This is a genomic window from Dactylosporangium sp. NPDC051541 (assembly GCF_044454505.1).
In the GTDB taxonomy this organism is placed as follows: domain Bacteria; phylum Actinomycetota; class Actinomycetes; order Mycobacteriales; family Micromonosporaceae; genus Dactylosporangium.
In genome coordinates, this window is sequence record NZ_JBITDU010000003.1 from 326240 (window position 1) to 347146 (window position 20907).

18 protein-coding genes are annotated in these 20907 nt (G+C 72.6%); 11 read left to right on the top strand and 7 right to left on the bottom strand.

Features of this window, described 5'->3' with window-relative positions:
* Positions 1-31: 31 nt before the first annotated feature.
* Positions 32-319, top strand: a complete 288-nt coding sequence (locus ACIA8L_RS15645; protein ID WP_395904777.1) for a sigma factor-like helix-turn-helix DNA-binding protein — start codon at positions 32-34, stop codon at positions 317-319.
* Here ACIA8L_RS15645 and ACIA8L_RS15650 read toward each other — a convergent pair.
* The 5 genes from ACIA8L_RS15650 to ACIA8L_RS15670 all read right to left on the bottom strand — a co-directional run bounded on the left by ACIA8L_RS15650 (position 226) and on the right by ACIA8L_RS15670 (position 8769).
* Complete coding sequence (locus tag ACIA8L_RS15650) at positions 226-2460, bottom strand: DUF3488 and transglutaminase-like domain-containing protein (protein ID WP_395904779.1); 2235 nt, start codon at positions 2458-2460, stop codon at positions 226-228. The two genes, ACIA8L_RS15645 and ACIA8L_RS15650, sit on opposite strands and share 94 nt — an antisense overlap.
* 82 nt (positions 2461-2542) lie before the next feature.
* A complete protein-coding gene (locus tag ACIA8L_RS15655; protein ID WP_395904780.1) occupies positions 2543-3652 on the bottom strand; it encodes a DUF58 domain-containing protein in 1110 nt (369 codons plus the stop codon).
* A gap of 52 nt (positions 3653-3704) precedes the next feature.
* On the bottom strand, positions 3705-4631 hold the full coding sequence (locus ACIA8L_RS15660; RefSeq protein WP_395906290.1) for an AAA family ATPase: 927 nt from the start codon (positions 4629-4631) through the stop codon (positions 3705-3707).
* Positions 4632-4715: 84 nt separating this feature from the next.
* On the bottom strand, positions 4716-7316 hold the full coding sequence (locus tag ACIA8L_RS15665) for a fibronectin type III domain-containing protein (RefSeq protein WP_395904782.1): 2601 nt from the start codon (positions 7314-7316) through the stop codon (positions 4716-4718).
* Positions 7317-7413: 97 nt separating this feature from the next.
* Positions 7414-8769, bottom strand: coding sequence for a hypothetical protein (locus tag ACIA8L_RS15670; RefSeq protein WP_395904784.1), 1356 nt, complete (start codon positions 8767-8769; stop codon positions 7414-7416).
* Positions 8770-8920: 151 nt separating this feature from the next.
* Here ACIA8L_RS15670 and ACIA8L_RS15675 point away from each other — a divergent pair, with 151 nt between their 5' ends.
* Positions 8921-9652, top strand: a complete 732-nt coding sequence (locus ACIA8L_RS15675; RefSeq protein WP_395904786.1) for a TetR/AcrR family transcriptional regulator — start codon at positions 8921-8923, stop codon at positions 9650-9652.
* A gap of 475 nt (positions 9653-10127) precedes the next feature.
* Here the strand turns inward: ACIA8L_RS15675 and ACIA8L_RS15680 are convergent, their stop codons facing one another.
* Positions 10128-10997 carry a helix-turn-helix domain-containing protein gene (locus tag ACIA8L_RS15680; RefSeq protein WP_395904788.1) on the bottom strand — a complete coding sequence of 290 codons (870 nt, stop codon included), beginning with the start codon at positions 10995-10997 and terminating at the stop codon, positions 10128-10130.
* Positions 10998-11049: 52 nt separating this feature from the next.
* Positions 11050-11490 carry a hemerythrin domain-containing protein gene (locus ACIA8L_RS15685; protein ID WP_395904790.1) on the bottom strand — a complete coding sequence of 147 codons (441 nt, stop codon included), beginning with the start codon at positions 11488-11490 and terminating at the stop codon, positions 11050-11052.
* Positions 11491-11587: 97 nt separating this feature from the next.
* On the opposite strand from ACIA8L_RS15685, the gene ACIA8L_RS15690 reads away from it, so the two are divergent.
* The 9 genes from ACIA8L_RS15690 to ACIA8L_RS15730 all read left to right on the top strand — a co-directional run bounded on the left by ACIA8L_RS15690 (position 11588) and on the right by ACIA8L_RS15730 (position 20900).
* Entirely contained in the window at positions 11588-12172 is a 585-nt protein-coding gene (locus ACIA8L_RS15690) for an aldolase/citrate lyase family protein (protein WP_395904792.1), read from the top strand.
* A 397-nt stretch (positions 12173-12569) separates the two neighbouring features.
* Positions 12570-15389 carry a nitrate- and nitrite sensing domain-containing protein gene (locus ACIA8L_RS15695; RefSeq protein WP_395904794.1) on the top strand — a complete coding sequence of 940 codons (2820 nt, stop codon included), beginning with the start codon at positions 12570-12572 and terminating at the stop codon, positions 15387-15389.
* Between the two features lie 57 nt (positions 15390-15446).
* Complete coding sequence (locus tag ACIA8L_RS15700; RefSeq protein ID WP_223102326.1) at positions 15447-15839, top strand: roadblock/LC7 domain-containing protein; 393 nt, start codon at positions 15447-15449, stop codon at positions 15837-15839.
* Positions 15836-16414 carry a GTP-binding protein gene (locus ACIA8L_RS15705; RefSeq protein ID WP_395904796.1) on the top strand — a complete coding sequence of 193 codons (579 nt, stop codon included), beginning with the start codon at positions 15836-15838 and terminating at the stop codon, positions 16412-16414. The genes ACIA8L_RS15700 and ACIA8L_RS15705 overlap by 4 nt, the downstream gene beginning before the upstream one ends.
* A gap of 21 nt (positions 16415-16435) precedes the next feature.
* Entirely contained in the window at positions 16436-17626 is a 1191-nt protein-coding gene (locus tag ACIA8L_RS15710) for an ABC transporter substrate-binding protein (RefSeq protein ID WP_395904798.1), read from the top strand.
* A gap of 4 nt (positions 17627-17630) precedes the next feature.
* Entirely contained in the window at positions 17631-18497 is an 867-nt protein-coding gene (locus ACIA8L_RS15715) for a branched-chain amino acid ABC transporter permease (RefSeq protein ID WP_395904800.1), read from the top strand.
* The gene (locus tag ACIA8L_RS15720) at positions 18494-19504 is read left to right on the top strand and encodes a branched-chain amino acid ABC transporter permease (RefSeq protein ID WP_395904802.1); all 1011 of its coding nucleotides are present in this window, start codon (positions 18494-18496) and stop codon (positions 19502-19504) included. Before ACIA8L_RS15715 ends, ACIA8L_RS15720 begins: the two co-directional genes overlap by 4 nt.
* Positions 19501-20202, top strand: a complete 702-nt coding sequence (locus tag ACIA8L_RS15725) for an ABC transporter ATP-binding protein (protein WP_395904804.1) — start codon at positions 19501-19503, stop codon at positions 20200-20202. The genes ACIA8L_RS15720 and ACIA8L_RS15725 overlap by 4 nt, the downstream gene beginning before the upstream one ends.
* Positions 20199-20900 (top strand): ABC transporter ATP-binding protein, encoded by a 702-nt coding sequence (locus tag ACIA8L_RS15730; protein ID WP_395904806.1) that lies wholly within the window; start codon positions 20199-20201, stop codon positions 20898-20900. The genes ACIA8L_RS15725 and ACIA8L_RS15730 overlap by 4 nt, the downstream gene beginning before the upstream one ends.
* Positions 20901-20907 lie beyond the last annotated feature (7 nt).

Here is a 20907-nt window from a genome sequence, read left to right on the forward strand (position 1 = left end):
GGGCCGCGGATGTCAGGGCCGGCGAGGCGGGTTGACCGCCTTCGCCGGGACGGGCCGGCAGCGGCCGGTGATGGTGCTGCGGTACTGGTCGGAGCTGTCGGAGCGGGAGATCGCCGAGGTGCTGCGAGTCTCCCGCGGTACCGTGAAGTCGACCGCGAATCGGGCCTTGGCACCGTCGCGGCCGCCGTCCCCGGAGCCGCTGTCACCGTCACCGAGCGCGCGCGGTCAACGGCGGCGGTGCCAGCGCAGCGGTCGGGGGTCGAACGTCCACAGGAGACGGCGCCACCACGGGCGGCGGGCGCGCAGGTCGTCCACGTAGGCCGTGGCCTGGGTCGTGGCCCGCACGGCCTGCGGCTCCCCGGCGCCCCCGGCACCGGCGAACGCGACCGCGTTGACCAGGGTGGCCAGCTCGTCGACCGGCGGGACCGACGGGCGCAGGGCGCGGCCCGGGGCGTGGGCGCGGGGCTCGGCGGCGCTGGCGGCGTAGCGGGCGATCTCCCCGGCCGTCAGGTGCGCCGGGGCGGGGCGGCCAGCCTGGCGCAGGCCGACGAGGACCTCGTTCCAGGCGGCGTCGATCCGCACCGACGGCGGCCCGGTGGAGAACCGCTGCCGGCGGCGGCGCGCGACGAGCAGCGGTATGGCCACGAAGTACGCGATGAGCAGGAGTAGCACGGCACCGGCAGTACCCCCGAACAGCACACGACTGTCAGCGGAAGCCTCAATCGGCGCCGTCGACGCGCCCGCCGAGTGGGAGGCCGGCACGCTTGTCACGTCGGACGGCGGGGGCACCGACGGCGGCGGGGGGTTGGAAGGCGGAGCCTTCGGCTTGAAGTCGTCCTCGACCGGGCGCTGGACGGTGTCCGACTTCGGCAGCGGGTCGAACGCCACCCAGCCGAAGCCCTTGAACTCGACCTCCGGCCACGCGACCGCGTCGGCGCCCTTGATCTCCGCCGAGCCTTTGTGGGTCTGGAAGCCCACGGCCACCCGGGTCGGCAGGCCGGCCAGCCGGGCCAGCACCGCGAACGCGGCGGTGAACTGCTCCGAGGTGCCCTTCTGGCCGCCGAGCTGCTTGTTGCCGAAGAGGAAGTGCTCGACGTTCGGGTAGGAGTGCCCGCTCGGCGCGTCCGCGACCAGCTTGTAGTGCTCCTCCAGCCACTGCTGGATGGCGAACGCGCGCTGGTACGGGTTGGAGACGCCCTCGCCGAGGTGGCTGCCGAGCTGCGCGATCGAGTCCGGGACCTTGCCCGGCAGGGCCAGGAAACGGCCCGCCTCCTCGGGGGCGGGGACCTCGGCGACGAAGAGTTCCTGATCGTCGGGGCGGGGCTTCTGACGGGACGTGACGGTGTACTGCAAGCCTCGGCGCAACGGATCGGCGAGCGCGATGGTGCCGGTGTCGGCGTCGTAGGCCACCCGCACCCCGTCGACCCGCTCGGGGGTGGCGATCCCGGGCAGCAGCCGGCCGTCGAGCCCGTCGATCGTGATGGTCTGCGTCACCTCCGGACCCTCGCCGTCGGAGCGGCCCAGGACCCGGCCGGCGTTGCGGTACACGGAGCCGATCCGCCACGTGACACCGTCGTAGTCGTTGAGGACCGCCAACCGGATGACGGGCTCCTGCTGCGCGCCCGGCCCGGGGGTGACGACGGCGTCGAAGAGGTGCTGGTCCTTGTTCAGGTTCCAGCCCGACAGGCGCACGAGCGGGTTCTCGTCGAGGGCGTCCAGCTGCGGCGGGGTCACGTAGTTGCGCGGGTCGACGGGGGTGTCGTTGCCCTGTTCGGCGACGGTCGGGCCGAGCAGCTGCGACAGCAGGACGATGACCGCGAGCCCGGCCGCCGCGCCGCCGCCGACGCGCAGGCCCAGGGTCCGGCGCTGCCGGCCGGTGAGGGTGTCGCCGCCGAGGTCCGGCCGCGCGCTCGCGATCAGGCCGAGGATGGCGAGGGCCGCGTAGGCCATCGGGGTCCACGTCGTCGCCCGGGCCGCGGTCGTGTCCGGCCCGACCAGGTAGAGCGCGGCGCCGAAGAGCGCGGTCGGCGCGCTGTAGGACAGGAGCACGCGGTGGTACCGCACCCCGGCCTCGGCCGCCGCCAGCCCCGCGAGCCAGGTGGCGATCACCGGCAGCAGGACCGTGTCGGGCTGCGGCTCGATCGGGATCAGGGCCGTGAGCAGGCGCGGGATGCTGTTGGCGAGGGCCTCCCGGGCCACCTGCGGCACCGCGCCGGAGACCTGTCCGGCCTGGGCCGACACGCGCACGGTCACGAACACCATCACGGCCAGGCCGAGGACGGAGGCGGGCGCGGCGGTGTATGCGGGCAGCCGGCGCACGGCCACGCTGATCAGCACCGAGGCGGCGGCGGCGATCGTGACCAGCAGCGGCAGCAGCGTGCCGTTGTAGATGGGCGCCAGCTGCAGCCCGCTCAGCACCAGCAGCCCGAACAGCACCACCGGGACGACAACCCGTCTCACGACGGTGCCTCCGCAGGCTCCGGCACCGCCGCGTCCTCCCTGTGCCGCTGGGTCGCGGCCACTCCGCTTCGCTCCGTACCGCTCACCACTGCTGCACCCCGTCCCAGGCGGCGGCGAACTCTTCGCCGTCGCGCACGGCGAGCACGACGACCCGCTCCAGGGCCGGCCGGGCGTCGCCGAAGACGCCCGCGACCAGCGTCGGGTAGGCCGTGCGCAGGGTGCTGACGTGCGACAGGTCCGGGTCCCCGGTGAGGTAGATGAGCGTGTCCCCGACCCGCTGCGTGCGCAGCTCCTCAATCGACACATCCGAAAAATCGGAAATGTCGGCTTCGGCCAGCAGGTCGAGATAATCGCGAGTGGTGCGACCGGTGGCGGACCGTCCCGACAACAGCCGCAGCGCGATCGGCAGTTCGTCCCGGAACGCGGCCATCACCAGCGAAGCCGCGGCCTCGCAGGCCGACTCGAACAGCGACGGGTCGGGGTAGGAGGAGCGGCGGTCGTCCAGCAGCACCGCCAAGCGCGGCAGCGACGTGTCCAGCTGCTCGCGGACCATCAGCTCGCCCACCTTGGCCGAGGTCCGCCAGTGCACGCGGCGCAGCTCGTCGCCGACGACGTACTCCCGCAGCGTGTCGAACGTGATCGTCCCGTGCGGCACGCGGTCGTCGCGGCCGTCGAGGGAGCGGGTGATGCCCGTCGGCACCGCGGTGAGGCGGTGCACCCGCGGGTACACCCACACCTGCGACGTGCCGCCGTAGCCCCGGGCCAGGGCCATGAGCCCGAGCGGGTCGCGGCGCACCACCCGGAGCGGGCCGATCGCGACGACGCCGCGGCGGTCGGTCGGCACCGGATACTGCGCGGTGGTCTCTCCGCCGGCCTTCAGACGCAGCAGGGGTACTGCCACAGTGCTCGCCCCGCACCGGTCGTGCGCGATGAGCGTGGCGCCCCGCACCCGGCTCGCGTTGCCGACCCGCAGCGTCACCGTGCTGGACTCGCCGCGCATGACCCGGTCGGGGTCGACGGCGCGGGCGACGGTGAGCCGGGGCCGGAACCAGACGTATCCGGCCGCGAAGAGCAGCGACGCCACGCACGCGGTGCCGAGGACGACGAGGTGGCGATATCCGAAGACGAGCCCGGCGACGAGCAGCACCGCGGCCGCCGCGACCAGGCCGGCCCCGCGCGGGGTGAGCCGCATCAGGCCGCCCCGCCCGCGAGGATCGGCGCCAGCACGTGCGCGGTGCGGCGCATCAGGCCGCGACGGGGGAGGGCACCGGCACCGCCTCGAGCACCTGGCGGACGACGTCGGCCGGGGCCACGCCGCGCACCTGGGCGTCGGGGGAGAGCACGAGCCGGTGCGAGAACACGGCCTCGGCGAGGGCCTTGAGGTCCTCCGGCACCACGTAACCGCGGCCGTCGGTCAGCGCGTAGGCGCTCGCGGCGCGGGTCAGCGCGATGATGCCACGCGGGCTGACGCCGATGCGGATCTGCGGGTGCGCGCGGGTCGCGTTGCCGAGCTTGACCGCGTAGGCGAGCAGCGGGTCGGCGATGTGCGCGCGCCGGGCCAGCCGCACCAGGTGTGCGACGGTGGCCGTGTCGCTGACCGGGTCGAGGGCCTCGGGGGAGCGGGTCACGGCGCCGCGCAGCACCTCGATCTCGACCGCCTCGGCCGGGTAGCCGATGGAGAGCTTCATCAGGAACCGGTCGAGCTGCGCCTCCGGCAGCCGGTAGGTGCCGTCCATCTCGATCGGGTTCTGCGTGGCGACGACGAGGAAGGGCCGGGGCACGCCGTGGCGGACGCCGTCGACGGTGACGTAGCGCTCCTCCATGACTTCGAGCAGCGCCGACTGCGTCTTCGGCGAGGCCCGGTTGATCTCGTCGGCGATGACGATGTTGGCGAACACGGGGCCGGGGTGAAACTCGAAGCCGCGGGTCGCCTGGTTGAAGATCGTGACCCCGGTGACGTCGGAGGGCAGCAGGTCGGGTGTGAACTGGATGCGCCGCCACTGGCCCTGCACGCTGGCCGCGATGGCGCGGGCCAGGGTGGTCTTGCCGACGCCGGGGACGTCCTCGAGCAGGACGTGCCCCTCCGCGAGCAGCGCGGTCATGGTCAGCCGGACCACGTGCGGCTTGCCGAGCACGATCGACTCGACGTTGCGCGCGAGCCGGCCCACCAGCTCGGTTGCCGCTGCGAGCTCCTCGGCGCTCGGCGGGCCCTGTTGCGTTGACTGCTGTTCAGCCGAGACGACCACGGTGCTCCATCAGCATTGCTTGAGCGGCGTTGTGCCGTTGGGCAGATTCAACCAGGCGTAGGGGATGTAGTTCTCGCCCTGGAACGCGATCTTGATCCAGATCGCGGTCTCCTTGCCGCCGTAGGGCTTGGCGTTGATGCTCGTGCCCGTGCTGGAGTTGGCCCAGCAGATCGCGGTCCAGCTCTCGCCGTTGAAGGTGTCGCCGATGCCGGAGCCGGACTGCGAGGGCGCCTTGTAGACCCAGATGCCGCCGCCGCTCGCGGTCTTGCCGCAGTAGCCGGGGTCGTTGCACACCACGGTGCCCTTGTAGACCGGCGTGCTGACGGACCCGGTGCCGTTGGCGGTCATGCCCGCGCCGTTGGTGACGGTGACCGTGTAGGCGTAGGCGGTGTTGGGCCACAGGCCGCCCAGCGTCAGCGAGCCCGAGCAGGCGCCCGAGGTGCTGGTGCCGCCGGCCTCGAGCTTGCACGTGCCCGGTGAGCCGCCGTCGGTCGCGGTGAAGCGCACGGTGATGGAGTTGAGCGCGGCGGTGGCGCCGGCCACGGTCATCTTCGGCGCGGCCAGCGTGGCCCCGGAGGCGCTGGCCGCCGCACTCTGTCCCGCTTTGTTCACCGCCCGCAGCTGGATCGTGACCGCCTCGGCGTCCTTGAAGCCGGTGAACTCGTGGGTGAGCGCGGTGTTGATGGTCGACTTGGTGCCGTTGACGGTGGCCTCGTAGCCGGTCAGCGGCGAGCCGTTGTCGGCCGGCGCCTTCCAGGTGGCGACCACGGTGCCGCGCTTGCTCGTCGAGGCCTTCAGGGTCAGCCCGGTCGGCGCGCCCGGCTTGTTGAACGGCACCACCGACGGGCTCAGCGGCGACTGCCCGGAGCTGCCCCCGATGTCGTTGATCGCGGCGACCTTGAACGCGACCTGCGTCCCGTACGGCAGCTCCCCGGCCGGCACCGCGAACTCCGGCTTGGCCGACTCGAACGTCTTGGCCTCGCCGCTGCCGACGGTCGTGATGACGTACTTCGCGATCTTGTGCCCCTGGCCGTTGGCCTCCGGCCACGTCACCGCGACGGTCCCGTCCGGGTTGGCCGTCGCGGCCACGCTCACCGGCGCGTCGGGGACGTCGCGGGTCGGGGTGACCGGGTTCGCGGCCTTCTTCGGCCCGTTGCCCTTGGCATTCACCGCGTAGACCGTGAATTTGTACTGCGTCCCGTTGGTCAGCCCCGTGATGTCGATGGCCCGCTGGCTGGCACCCACCTCGTGCGGGGCCGCCCCGTCGCCCTCGACCACGTACTTCGTGACGGCGCTCCCGTTCGGCGGCGCCGCCGTCCAGGTCACCCGGGCGGTCGTGTTGCCGGCGACGGCGTTGACCCGGGCCGGCGCACCGGGCGCGGTCACCGGCGGCTTGGTCTGCTGGGCCGGCGGTGGCGCGGGCGGGGCGTCACCGCCGAGGACGTCGTTGGCGTACTTGTCCACCGTGGTCACGTGGTTCTTCGCGTCCACGACCCGGGCCGTCGAGCCGCCGGGCGCGTTGATGAACATCCGGTCCTCGCGGACCTCGATCTCCAGGGGTTTGCCGCCGGCCTGGATGCGGATCGGGTCGAGGGCCTTGCCCTGCGCGTCGAGCACGTAGACGGTGCCGGAGGCGTCGTCGGCGCAGTAGAACCGGGCCGACCAGGCGACGCAGGGCTGCAGCTTCGGGCTGTCGCCGGGCACCGTGAAGTCGCTGACCTTGTCGTTGTCGACGACGTAGACGTGGCTGCCGTCGACGACGGTCACGGGCACGTCGCCGCCGACGGTCCGGTCCGGCATCCCGCCCTCGCCGTCGAGCTTCAGCGGCACCTTCTTCACGGCGTCGCCGCGCACCGTGGTCAGCGTCGTCGCGGTCTTGTCGAGCACGGCCACGCCGGAGTCGAGGATGGACAGCGCCAGGTCGTGGTTGGGGTCGGCCACGCCGACGGTCCTGACCTTGGCCGGGTTGCCGGTGGACCCGCCGCCCTGGCCACCCGCGCCCTGACCGCCGGCGCCACCCGCGGGCGAGGCCGGTGTGATCTTGGCGGCGTCGATGCCGACGACGGTGCCCTCGGACGGCACCAGCAGCCACAGCCGGCCACGGTCGTCGAACGTGCCGGCGGAGATGCCGGGCGGGAAGCTCAGCGTCTCGCCGACCGGCAGCAGCGTCATCGGGTCGAGCTGGCGGACCTGGCCCTGCACGGTGTCGACGATGAAGGCGGTGTCGTCATGCACGGCGACGGTCACGCCGAGCCCCGGCGTCGACTGGGTGGTCGCGCCGAGCGTCAGGCTGGACAGGTCGAGCACGCTGACCTTGCCGGTGTTGAGGTCCCGGAGGATCACGAAGCGGTCACTCTGCGTGACCTGCATGCTGTGCCCCTGGGCGTCCGCGATCTTCGTGCGGGTGTCCACCTTGCCGGTGACGCCGTTGACCCGGGCGACCTCGCCCTTGTCCGCGCTCCACAGCCAGGCGCTCACGTCGAAGCTCGCCACGGCGTGGTTCGCCGCGCCGGTGCCCCACAGCGTCAGGCCCAGCACCGCGACCAGAGCGACGATCGTGCCGCCCGTGATCAGCGCACCACTGCGACCGGACCGTAGATTTATCGCCACTGCTCCACCGCCATCCCGGCCCCCTCCGGCAAACCGGCGCCCATCATATTCCCGTCGATGAGTGCCCGATACCCGGTCACGGAGCGTGGTTGTTGCACTATTTGCGCTTCGTGCATACGAGGTCGGACAGCTGGACGTCAGAGGTGCTGTAGACGGCGGCGACGGTGAAGCAGTATTCGAGCTTGGCGTTGAGGCCGTTGATCGTGTACTTCGTGGTGCCCGCCGGAAGCCCCTGGAGCTGGCGCATCGCGCCCTCGGTGCCGCCGGCCACGATGAACGGCGACGCCCCCTTGGTCGGGTCGGTCCAGGTCAGCGTGACGCTCGTCTTGTCGTCCTTGAGCTGCAGGTTGCCGGGCGCCCGCGCGTTGCCGGGCGCGGCCGCGGTCGGGGACGGCGGCGGTGACGGCGGGCCGGACGCGGGCGCGGCGACGGTCCCGGCCGGCTCGGCCCCGGGATCGTCCCCGCCGGCCGAGATGAACGCCACCGCGGCCGCGATCCCGCCGCCGATCACCGCCACGATGATGATGACCAGCACGGCGATCATGGGGGAGCGCCGCCGGGTCGCGTCCGCCACCGGGCGCGGCCCGACCGGCACCGGACCCGGCGGTGACGACACCGGTCGATCGAACCGAGGGGGCCCGGACACCGGCTGATCCGCCCAGGACGCCGGCGGTGGCCGGTCGGACCAGGACGTCGGCGGCTGCTGGTCGGCCCACGGTCCGGACGGCCGCTCGGCCGGCCACGGCGGCGCGGACGCGGGCGGCTGGCCGGTGCGCTCCGCGAGCCCGGACGCCGCCCGCTGCCACGGGGCGGGCTGATAGTCGTCCTCGTCGTCGTAGTCCTCCACGACGGGATCGGGCTCGGCGTACGCGGGCTCGGCGTACGCGGCGGCGGGCGGGTGGCGCTCCTCCTCGCGCGGCGCCGGCCGGAAGATCGGCCCCTCGTCCACCGGTGGCCGCGGCGACAGCGGCGTGAGCGGGTCGAACGTCACCGGCGGCGGTGGCACGTGGACGTCGCCCTCCGGGTCCGGCAGCCCCAGGTACTCCCGCGCCGCCCGCACGCTCGGATGCCCCGCGCCCAGCGCCTGCGGCCCGTGCGTGACGACGAGGTTGTAGCGCCGCTTGGCCTCGAACACGTTGCCGAGCGCGTCGGCCACCCGGGCCAGCTCGAACGACAGCCCGAGCATCGCCGGGTGCCCGTCGCCGAGCCGCTGGTAGCCGGCCGCGAGCCCCTCCTCGAGGACCCGCCGCGCGTCGTTGAGCTCGCCGATCTCGGCGTGGTAGCGGGCGAGCTGCACCGTCGCGGTGAGCACGTCGGGGTCGTCGCTGCCGGCGCGGGCCGCGGCGTCGTCGACCGCCTTGTCGAGCAGCACCAGCGCACCCCGCTTGTCGCCCTGCGCGGCGATCGCGCGGGCGCCCTGGACGGCGTTGGCGAGCTGTGCGGACGTCGACACGCGAACACTCTGCACTGTTCCGAGGCCCGTCCGCCACTCGCCGGGGGTGCAGGGGGCGGAAGCCCCCTGCTCGGGGCGGGAGCGAAGCGGCCCCGAAATCCCCTGCTTCTGGATTTGAGCCCCGTTTGGTGGATCGACCGATACTTGTCGTATGGCGACCGATTCGCTTGGCCAGCTGCCCGGTGCCCGTGAGGGCCGCGACCCCCGGCGGGCCATCAAGCGCGGCCCGAACCGGCTTCCGCCCGAGGTCGTGGCGGCCAACCAGCGGGAGCGGCTCTATGACGCGCTCGTGCACACGGTCGCGGAGAAGGGTTACGCCAACGCCACGGTCAGCGACATCTGCCGGGCCGCGGGCGTGACCCGGCCCGCCTTCTACGCGCTGTTCGCGGGCAAGGACGACGCGCTGATCGCGACATACCGCCACGGCACCGGCCTGCTGTTCAAGATCATGGATGACGCGTACCGGGCCGAGCCGACGTGGCGCGCGGGGGCCCGGGCCGCGCTGCGGGTGATGCTGCAGGTCCTGGCCGAGCTGCCGGCGTTCGCCACCACGGCCGTGGTCGAGATCGACGCGGCCGGTCCGCACGGCCGGGCCGAGCGGGCCCGCATGCTGCGCCGGTTCGACCGGTTCTTCGCCGACGCGCCCCGGACGGCCGGCGTGGCGATGCCCGAGGAGCTGGTCGAGACCATCGTCGGGGGCATCTACGCCACGGTGTACCGCTACGTCGCGAGCGGCCGCGTGGAGCAGCTCCCGGCCCTGCTGCCGACGATCGCCTACTTCACGCTCGTGCCGTTCGTCGGCCGCGAGGAAGCCGCATTGGAGTTGCCCGACCGTGGCCTTCCGGGCCCGGCGAAGCCCGCGGAGTGCCGCATCACACCGTGACCTTGGAATGCGATTTACCCGATATGTCCGCAGCGATCGGGCGTCGCATTCTTTCCTTTTACTCTCCCGGCGGCCCGGGCGTTACCTCAATTGGTGCGCTCGGTTACTCAACAGCGCTTCGGGCGCCGTTTCAAGAGCGTTTCAAGAACGAAGAGCCGTCACGAGGTGTACCGCACCCTCGCACGCTTCGTCGAACGCGTCCTGCGATCCGGCCGCCCGCGCGAGCACGTACCCGCCCTGGACGGTGGCGACGATCGCCGCCCCGACCGCGCGGCCGGGTCCGCCCCGCCCCGCCCCGCCCCGCAGCTCCCCGGAGGCCTGCCACTCGCGTTCCTACCGGTAGGGACGTTCCCCCGATCGAGCTAAGCACCTGTTCCCGATCGAGTGAACGCACGTGCCAAGTCTTCAAGGCGTGCGTGCGGCCCGGAGTGCGTACGTGCGCGGGCCGTTCCAGCGAGTGCGGGCGTCGGCCGGCTCAGGCCGTGCGCGGCGTCAGCCGGCCGGGCAGGGCCGAGCGCTGGTGCGGCACCCGCGGCGCGTGGGTGCGGTGCAGGGCGGCGCGGAAGTTGCCGGGGGACTGGCCGGTCTCGCGGGCGAAGAAGCGGCCGAAGTTCGTCGGCTCCTCGAAGCCCAGCTGCCGCCCCACGTCGGCCACCGGCAGCTCGCTGATGGCCAGGACGCGCTTGGCCTCCAGGGCCACCCGCTCGTCGATGAGCTGCTTCGCGCTGCGGCCGGTGACGGCCAGGCTGGCCCGGGTCAGGGTGCGCACCGAGCAGCGCAGCTGGTCCGCGTAGTCCTCGACCCGCCGGTGGCGCACCTCGCGCTCGAGCTCCCGCCGCAGCTGGCCGATGAGCAGGTCGGCGGGGCTGCGCCGGGGCACCGGGGCGAGGGCCGAGATCCGCATGAGCAGGACCGCCACCGAGTGCCCGATCAGGGTCGAGCCGAACGCCGTCCCGCCGAAGCGGACCTGGTCGACCCCGATCTGGGCGATCTCGGCGACGATGGCGTCCTCGTCCTCGCCCGCGGGCTGCCAGCAGGCCGGTGCGAACGGGTCGGCGAGCAGCTCGGGCAGCGGCAGCTCGGGCAGGATGGCCGCCGGGAACGTCAGCACGGTGGCGTCGAAGCCGGCCTGGCGGCCGAACTGGTGGACCTGCCCGGGGCGGCCCCACAGCAGCGTGCCGGGGCGGCAGGCGTAGGTCACGAAGTCCAGCGCGTGCGTGCCCTGCCCGGCGGTGACCAGGATGATGACGTGGTCCGCCGTCTGCACGGCCGAGTGACCCAGGGGCAGGTCGCTGAGGCGCGCCGCGCCGACGGGGTCACCGGAAAGGCCGCCGAAACTGACCATGACCTGCCCGACTGTACCGAAGGCTCGCCAATAGGCAACCTGAGCAGAGCGTTTACACCCGGATGCCGGCGACCGCGAGCTCGGCGATGCGGACCGCCTCGAACGCCGTCCCCAGCTCGTCCAGGCGTTCCGGGGAGAGCGCTTCGCGCAGCTCCGGCAGCAGTACCGCCTCCTCGTGCTCCACGTGGTGGCGCACGGCGGCGATGAACTCCTCGAGCTTGTCGTCGAAGTCCGGCCCCTCCGGCGAGATGCGCTGCAGGTCGTGCAGCAGCCGCTCGGCCTCGTGATGCTCGTCGGCGCCGTGGTGCGCCTCGTCGGCCGAGGGCAGGTGCGGGTACACCTGCTGCTCCTCGGCGTGGCTGTGTGCGGTCAACCGGGCGGCGCACTCGTCCAGCAGCAGCTGGCGGTCGCCGTCGGCGGTGCGGAGGCGCTCGAAGAGCTGCTCCATCATCCGGTGGTCGGTCGTGATCAGCGTGACGGCGTCGGAAGCCATGTGGTCCCTCCTTGTTTCGTCCCTTCCACGGTCGCGCGTGGGGCCGGGTCGTCGCGGCCGAATGGCCGAAACGGGTCCGGCACCTGAAGATCAGAGGATGGTTTCGTACCTGTTCGTCGCCGGTGCCCGGCCCGCCTCCCTCGACGACGTGGCCCCGATCGGCCCGGGTGGCTGGGTACGGCTCCCGGCGGGTGAGCCGGGCCTGCGGGCGACCAGGGCCGTCGTGACGCCCGGCCTCGCGGGGGTGTGCGCGCCGGCGGCGGCCTCGGCGTCGGAGCTGGCCGCGCTGGGGGCCGCCCTCGCCGAGGCCGAGGAGGCGGCCGGCCTGGCGATCGGCCAGGTGCCTGTCATCCCGGTGGTCGAGACGGCGGCCGGGCTGCTGGCCGCGGCCGAGCTGGCCCGGGCCCCGCGGGTGGCCCGGCTGCTGCTCGGTGAGGCCGCGCTGGTCCGAGAGCTGCGCCTGACGCCGGGCCCGGACGAGCGGGAGCTGCTGTGGCCGCGCTCGATGGTGGTGGCGGCGAGCGCGGCGGCCCGGATCGGGGCCCCGCTGGCGGACATATGCCCTGATCGCGACCGGTTCGCGGAGTCCTGCGCGGGGCTGGCCCGGCTCGGCTTCGGCGGCCGGATCTGCGCGGATGACCATCAGCTGAAGCTTGCCGCTGAGATATTTGCCTGCGCATGAACATTGTCGGTTAATCATATTTTCTAACGACAATGAGTAACAGTATGTGTTGTCGACAATGCATTCTGTTACCATTGCGGCGGAGTAAAGTAAACATCACACGAGGGTTGCTCATATCGGAAGACATCAGTCGGAAATCGGTCCGGTCCAGCCGTTTGGGTCCGTACGGGTTGACATAGCACCGGCGAACGGATGAGGCGGAAACAGGCGATCGTCGTTCGATCACGTACGTCGGTATTGACACAGATCGGCCGCTCTGTGATTGTGCACAACGTCGATGCGACAGCCGGGAGATTGGGCCTCTTGCCCTGCTCGGCTCGGTCCGCGTTCGACGCGCATTGTCAATCTCGGATGCCTGCGGGGACTTTTCGTGACCCAAAGCCAGAGTTCGTTGCCCGTGCCCGCCCAACGGCAGGGTCGCGACCCTCGGCAGAGCCCCGACCGTCGGCCGACCCGCCACACCGCCGCTCTCGCCCGCCGCGACCAGTCGCTGCCTCCGGGTCGCGGCGCTGACGAGCGGCGCTCCGGGCAGCGGGCCGGCCGCCGCATCGTCGACCAGCTCCGCCTCATCGTCGCCGTGCCCCTCGTCGCCGTCGTCGTCTTCGCCGGTGTCGCCTTCTTCTCCACCGTCCAGGAGGTGAACCAGGCGCGGACCCTGCAGGACCTCTCCGCCCTGGCCACCGACGCGGGCGGCCTGGCACACGCGCTCCAGCGCGAACGGGCCGCGGCCGTCAACGTCGTCCTGCGCAACGAGGCGACCCAGCAGGACGCGTTCCAGCAGCAGGTGCTGCTGACCGACGACGCCGTGCACAAGTACGGCAACCAGCGCGACAACCTCGCCGGTGGCGGTGACTCCGACACCCTCGGCCGCATCGACCAGGGCCTCGGATCGCTGTCCAAGCTGCGCGACCAGGTCCGCAACGGCAAGCAGGCGTCCGTCTCGGCCGTCGCGTTCTCCTACCGGATCATGATCGCCGACCTCCTGGACTACCGGGAGTCGGTGGCCCGCTCCGGTGCGCCGACCGACCTGGCCGACGAGATCCGGGCCGCCGCCGCGCTCGCCCGGGCCGCCGAGGCCGTCGGGCAGCAGCAGGCGGCCGTGCTCCGCGGGATCGCCGCGGGCGAGCTGACCCCGGCGCTGCAGCAGGAGATCACCGCGACCCGCACGAGCTTCACGGAGCAGTCGGTCGCCTTCAACGCCCTCGCCCCGGTCGAGTGGCGGACCTGGTACGAGCAGGCCGGTATGGGCGACCAGGTCGTCGCCGCCCAGCGCCAGCAGGACCAGGTCGGCCGCACCCAGCCGGGCACCCGGATCAACCTCGACTCGGCCGCCTGGATCAACGCGATGTCCGGCTACGAGGGCCTGCTCTACCAGGTCGAGCAGCAGGTCGACGAGAGCATCGAGCAGTCCGTCGCGGTCGTCCACGACGACCAGATGACGCGGGCCGCCCTGCAGACCGCGGGCGTGGTCGTCGTGCTCCTCGTCGCCATCGTGCTCACCGGTTTCGTCGCCCGGCGCCTGACCCGGCGGCTGCGATACCTGCAGGACGCGGCCCGGACGGTCGCCTACGACCAGCTGCCCTCCGTCGTGGCCGAGCTGCGCGCCGCCGCCCCCGGCACCGTCGACCCGGACGAGGTCGCCGACCGGGCGTCCTCGACCCTGGTGGTGTCCGGCTCCGACGAGGTCGCCGACGTGGCCACGGCCTTCCGGGCCGTCCACCGCGAGGCCGTCAAGATCGCCGGTGAGCAGGCCGTCATGCGGTCCAACGTCGCCGAGATCTTCGTCCACCTGTCCCGCCGCGAGCAGCGACTGGTCGACGCGGTCCTGGCCCAGGTCGACCGGGTCGAGCGCGACGAGACCGACCCGGACCGGCTGCAGGAGCTCTACCAGCTCGACCACCTGGCCACCCGGATGGCCCGGATCAACCTGAGCCTCCTGGTGCTCGGTGGCTCCGGCGCCGCCCGTGTCCGCCGCGAGGACGCGCCCCTTGGCAAGGTCCTGCAGGCCGCGATCTCCCAGATCGAGCACTACGTGCGGGTCCGCTTCGGCAGCGTCGACGACGACGTGGCCGTGGTCGCCGAGGCCGTCGACGAGATCGTGCACCTGCTCGCCGAGCTGCTCGACAACGCGACCGGCTACTCGCCGCCGGAGTCCGAGGTGTGGGTCACCGCCCGCGGCCTGGGCGACCGGGTGATCGTGCAGATCGTCGACACCGGCGTCGGCCTCTCGCCGTCGCGGCGGGAACAGCTCAACGAGCTGCTGTCCCGGCCGCCGGCGATCGACATCGCCGCTGTGCGCGCCATGGGTCTGACCGTGGTCGGGCACATCGCCGCCCGGTACAACATCCAGGTCGCGCTGCGCCCGGGCCAGCACACCGGGACGCTCGCCGAGATCATCATCCCGAAAGAGGTCTTCCGCCCGATCCTGGCCTCGGAGCGGGGGCCGCAGCTCACCACGGCGACCGTCGGGGCGCCCAACGGCAACGGATCCCGGCCCGGCGGTGGTGGTGGCGACCTGTTCACCCCGCAGCCGCGGTCCGAGCCGAGCCTGTTCGAGGTCCCGGCCCCGGCCCAGCAGTGGGCGACCCAGGAGCTCACGCCGATCAACTCCTCGGCCGCGACCCAGGTCTTCCAGGCGCCGGACTACGACGCGCCCTACGACCCGGCTCCCTACGAGTCCGCCGCCACGACCCAGGCCACCTCGTCCTACCCGCCGGTCCAGCCGGCGCCGCACGCCCAGCCGGCCCCGCCCGGGCCCGGCATGTGGCCGCCGCTGCCGGAGCCCGAGGTCCCGGCGATCCTCGCCTCGGCCGAGGACGACGCGATGGAGCTGCCGATCTTCAAGTCGGTGAGCGGCTGGTTCCACGTGGACACGCCGCCCGAGCTGCAGGCCGAGGCTCCGGTCAGCGCGCAGCCGGCCATGGCGACGGTCGCGGCGGCGGCCGCGGCGCCGGAGCCGAAGAACTGGGAGTCGTCGGCCGACGCCGGCTGGCGCACCGCCGCGGAGGCGGCGACACCGCAGGTCAGCTCGACGACGGCGGCGGGTCTGCCGGTCCGGGCGGCCGGGCGGCACCTGGTGCCCGGTGCGGCCGAGCCGACCCAGCAGCAGCCGGGCCGGCAGGTCGAGACCGGCACGCCCAAGCGGGACCCCTCGCGGGTGGCCGCGGCGATGTCGGCATACGCACGTGGCGTCGCCAACCGACGCCCGCAAGGCTGATGGGCTCCGGGGGGAACCGTTGGGATGGATATGCAACAGCTGGAGAGGACCACTTCTGTGACCGACCCGAGTAATCTCGGTTGGCTGCTGGATAGCTTCGCGAGCCGCACCCCCGACGTCAGCCATGCGCTGGCGATCTCCACCGACGGTCTCGTGCTGGCCCACACCCGGGCCCTGCCCCGGGACCGGGCCGACCAGCTCGCCGCCACCGGCAGTGGTCTCGTCGCGCTCCTCGCCGGCGCGGCCCGCTTCTTCGACGCCGGCCAGGTCATCTCCAACGTGACCCAGCTCGACGGCGGCTTCATGTTCTGCATGGCGTTCAGCGACGGCGCATCGATGCTGGTGCTCGCCTCGCCGAACGCCGACGTCGGCAAGGTCTCCTACGAGATGACCGAGCTCGCCAACCGGATCGGCGACGCGCTGACGCCCGCGATTCGGGGCCAGATGTGACCGATCCGAATCGGCGTGGTCGCCCGACCGCCGTCAAGATCATCATTGCGGGCGGCTTCGGCGCGGGCAAAACCACGCTCGTCGGCGCGATCTCGGAGATCCCGCCGGTGACCACCGAAGCCGTCATGACCGCCGCCAGCCTCGCGCACGACGACGCGTCGCTGGTGCCGGACAAGGGCAGCACCACGGTGGCTATGGACTTCGGCCGCATCACGCTGTACCAGGACCTGGTCCTGTACCTCTTCGGTACACCCGGCCAGAAGCGCTTCTGGTTCATGTGGGACGAGCTGTGCCGGGGTGCCATCGGAGCCGTCGTCATCGCCGACACCCGGAGGCTGGCCGACTGCTTCGGCGCCATCGACTACTTCGAGAACCGCCGCCTGCCCTACGTCGTCGCCGTCAACAACTTCGAAGGCGCGGCGCGCTACCACCTCGAGGACATCAGGGACGCACTCGCTGTGCACCGCAGTGTCCCGATGCTCGATGCCGACGTGCGGTCACGGTCGTCGGCCAAGGAAATCCTCGTCGCCGTGACCGAGCACGCCCTGGCGCAGCGCGCCGGCGTACGCCGCTAGAAACCCCCCTCAAGGAGAGTAATGTTCCTGCCCCGACGTTTGGTCAGCATCGCGCTGGCCACCGGCCTGGTGCTCGCGGGCGCCGGATGCGCCAAGGATGACGACGCGAAGTCCGACAGCGCCGGCGCGGCGTCCACCCTGAAGATCGGCTTCCTCGGCTCGCTGACCGGCACCTACCAGGCCGTCGGCACCGACCTGAAGAACGGCTTCGAGCTCTACCTGAGCCTGCACGGCAACAAGCTCGGCGGGCACCCGATCGACCTGAAGGTCGCCGACGAGGGCGACGGCGCGCAGACCGCGGTCCCGGCCGCGACCAAGCTCGTCAAGGAGGACCAGGTCCTCGCCGTGACCGGCATCGTCGGCGGTGGCTCGGTGGCCGCCGTCGCGCCACTGCTGAGCCAGGCGAAGATCCCGCTGATCGGCTCCAACGGCCGCCCCGAGCTCAAGGACCTCAACGGGGTGTGGACCACGAGCTTCATGTCCTCGGACCCGGGCCAGTCGATCGCGCAGTACATCAAGGACAAGGTCAACGGCCCGGTCTTCGCGATCGGCCCGGACTACCAGGGTGGCTACGACGAGGTCGGCGGCTTCACCACCGAGTTCGCCAAGATCGGCGGCCAGCTGGCCAACAACGGCGGCAAGACGCTGTGGACGCCCTTCCCGGCGACCACCAACTTCCTGCCGTTCTTCAGCCAGATCAAGGCCAGCGGGGCCAAGGCGGTCTACACCTTCTACGCCGGCAAGGCCGCGATCGACTTCGTGAAGCAGTACAAGACCTCGGACATCAAGGACCTGCCGCTCTACGGCGCGTTCCTGACCGAGGGCTCGGTCCTGCAGGCCGAGGGCGACGCCGCCAAGGACGTCTACACCACCTGCAACTACTCGCCCGACCTCGACAACGAGGACAACCGCAAGTTCGTCGCCGCCTGGCGGCAGAAGTTCCCTGACGTCACCCCGACCACCTACGCGGTCGCGTCCTACGACGCCGCCGCCGTGCTCGACCGGGCCATCGCCGCGGCCGGCAGCAACGTGACCTCGGAGACGATCAACGAGCAGGTCGGCAAGCTGGGCCAGATCACCAGCCCGCGCGGCCAGTGGCAGTTCGGCAAGAACCACGCGCCGGTCCAGAAGTGGTACCTGCGCCAGGTCCGCAACGACGGCCGCGCGCTGGCGAACACGCTGGTGCAGGACCTCGCGACGGTCGGCCAGTAGTCAGTTGGACGCGTACCTGATCCCGGCGGTCGACGGCGTGGCCTATGGGCTGCTGCTCTTCGTCGTCGCCGCCGGGCTCACCCTCGCCTTCGGCGTCGGTGATGTGCTCAACCTCGCGCACGGGACGCTGTTCGCGTTCGGTGCCTACGCCGCCGCGAAGATCAGCGACGGCAGCTGGGGCTCTCTCGCGCTCGCGGTGCTGGTCGGCACCGCGGCCGCGGGCCTCGGCGGCGCACTGCTCTCCGTGCTGCTCGTACCGCTGGCCGGTCGCGGCCACCTCGCCCAGGCGCTGCTCACGTTCGGCGTCGCGCTGGTGGCCGGCGACCGGCTCACGGCCCTGTTCGGCAAGGACGACCTGCCGATCGCGGTGCCGCCGGTGCTCGACCGGTCGATGGACCTGTTCGGGCACACCTACCCGCGCTACCGGCTGGCCCTGATCCTCGTCGCCGCGCTCATCGCGGCCGGGCTCGGCCTGATCGTCACCCGCTCCCGGGCCGGCAACTTCGTGCGCGCCACCGTCGACGACCGCGACATGGTCGCCATGCTCGGCGTCTCGCCGATGACCGTGCGCACCAGCGTCCTGGCCGGTGCCGGCGCCCTGGCCGGCCTGGCCGGTGCCCTCGGCGCCCCGATCATCGGCGCCGGCCCCCGCACCGGCGACCAGGTGCTGCTGCTCTCCCTGGTCGTCGTGGTCCTCGGCGGCATGGGCTCGATCGCCGGCGCGCTCGTCGCGGCCATCGCGGTCGGCGAGATCCAGAACATCATCGCGCCCAACTGGCCCGCCGTCGCCCCCTTCGCGCTGTTCGGCGCGATGGCGATCGCCCTGGCCGCCCGGGCCCGTGGCCTGCTGCCCTCGGGACGGTCGGCATGAGATTCCTGAAGTACCTCCTCACGGTGGCCGTGCTGGGCCTGCTCGTCTCGTTCGCGTGGACGCTCGACCGCTACGCCACCGGCATGCTGACCCGGATGCTCATCATCGGCCTGCTCGCGGTCAGCGTCGCCCTCCTCACGGGCGTCGCCGGCCTGCCGACCCTGGGCCAGACCGCGCCGTTCCTCGTCGGCGCCTACACGACCGCGATCATGGTCAGCAACGACATCAGCGTGGGCCTCTGGCACCTGCTGGCCTCCGCCGGTACCGGCGCGGTCTTCGCCCTTGTCACGGCACCACTGGTCGTCTATGCCCGCGGTGTCGTGGTCCTGATGATCACCCTCGCGCTCGGCGAGCTCACGTCGACGATCGCGGGGCAGTGGAAGTCCCTGACGCACGGCACCGACGGGTTCACCAGCTTCGCCGCCATCCAGCCGCTGCCGGGCCTGGTCGACCTCGACACGGACGCGTCGCGGTACCTCTACACGCTCGCCGTCGTCGCCGTCCTCGTCGCCGTGGTCCTGCTCGTGCTGCGCTCACCGGCCGGCGCCCTCCTGCGGGCCACCCGCGACGACGCCCGCCGGATGAAGGCCAGCGGCCACCCGGTCGCCGGCTACCTCACGGTCGCCTACGTCGTCGCCGGCGCCCTGGCCGGTGTGGCCGGCGCGCTGCTGTTCACGGTGCAGTCGTACGTCTCGCCCGGCGACGGCGGCTTCGACGTCGCCGCCCTCATCCTCCTCGCGATCGTCATCGGCGGCGCGACGTCGATGATCGGCGCCCTCGTCGGTGCCGGCCTGGTCGTCGCCACCCGGGACTGGGTCGCCGAGGCCGGCCACGCCCCGCTGCTCTTGGGCCTGCTGTTCATCGCCTGCGTGTACCTCCTGCCCAACGGCCTGCTGGGTGAGCACGCGGCCCTGTCCTTCCTGGGCCGCCTCGGCCGCCGCCGCCCGCCGGCCAGGATTCCGGCCCAGCGGAGCCCGCGCTCCACCGAGCAGGAGGTGGCCCGATGATCCTGCGCGTGGAGAACCTCGGCCGCCGCTACGGTGACCTGGCCGCCCTCGACGGCGTGGCGCTGCGGCTGGCGCCCGGTGAGCGCCGCGCCCTGATCGGCCCCAACGGTGCCGGCAAGTCGACGCTGCTCAACCTCGTCGCCGGCGCCCAGCGCCCGACGACGGGCCGGATCCACTTCAACGACCGCGACGTGACCCGCGTGGGCGCCGCCCGCCGGGCCCGCCTCGGCATCGGCCGCACCCACCAGCACCCGGCCGTCTACCCGACGCTCACGGCCATGGACAACGTCCTGGTCGGGGCCCGGCGCCCGTGGGGCCGGCTGCGCCCGAACGCCCGCGAGTACCTGGCCACGGTCGGCCTGGCCGACGTGGCCGGGGTCAAGGCCGGAAGCCTGTCCCACGGCCAGCGCCGCCAGCTCGAACTGGCGATGGCCCTGGCCGGCGAGCCCGCCCTGCTCCTGCTGGACGAACCGGCCGCGGGCCTGGCCCCGCCGGAGATCGAGCTGCTGGCCGGCCTGCTGGCGACGATGCCGAAGACGGTGGCGGTCCTGCTGGTCGAGCACCACCTGGACCTGGTGTACGGCTTCGCGGACAACGTGACCGTGCTGCACTCGGGCCGGCACGTGCACACCGGCACCGTCGCCGAGACCAGGCGCTCACCGGAGGTCAAGGCCGCCTACGCAGGAGTGACACCATGACTTTGACCGTCGAGGGCGTCCACTCCGGCTACGGCGGCGGCACCGTCCTGCACGGCGTCGACCTGTCCATCCCCACCGGCGCGGCCCTGGCCGTCCTGGGCCGCAACGGCGCCGGCAAAACCACCCTGGTCCACACGATCTGCGGCCTCATCAAGCCGAAGGCCGGCCGGATCACCCTGGACGGCAACGAACTGGCCGGTCGTCCCGCGCACCGAGTGGCAAGAGCGGGCATCGCACTGGTACCGCAAGGACGCCGCGTGTTCCCGAGCCTGACGGTCGCGGAGCACCTGACCCTGTCCCGCCGCCGCGGCGAGTGGACCGTAGCGCGCGTCCTGCAACTCCTGCCCCGCCTGCAGGAGCGCATGCGCAACCGCGGCAACCAGCTCTCCGGCGGCGAGGCCCAGATGCTCGCCATCGCCAGAGCCCTGCTGACCCAGCCGACGGTCCTCCTGCTGGACGAGCCGTGCGAGGGCCTCGCCGTCGACCTGGCCGACCGGGTCCGCGCCGTGGTCGCCGAACTCGCCCGCGCCGGCCTCACGGTCCTACTGGTGGAGCAGCAGCCGGAGCACGCCCTGGCGGTCGCCGACCGGGTGGCCCTCCTGGCCGACGGCATGGTCGCCGCCACCCACACCGCCGCCGAACTCCGAGCCGACCCCTCCCTGACCGACCACGTCCTGAGCGTCGCCAGCCACGCGTAGCCGCTCC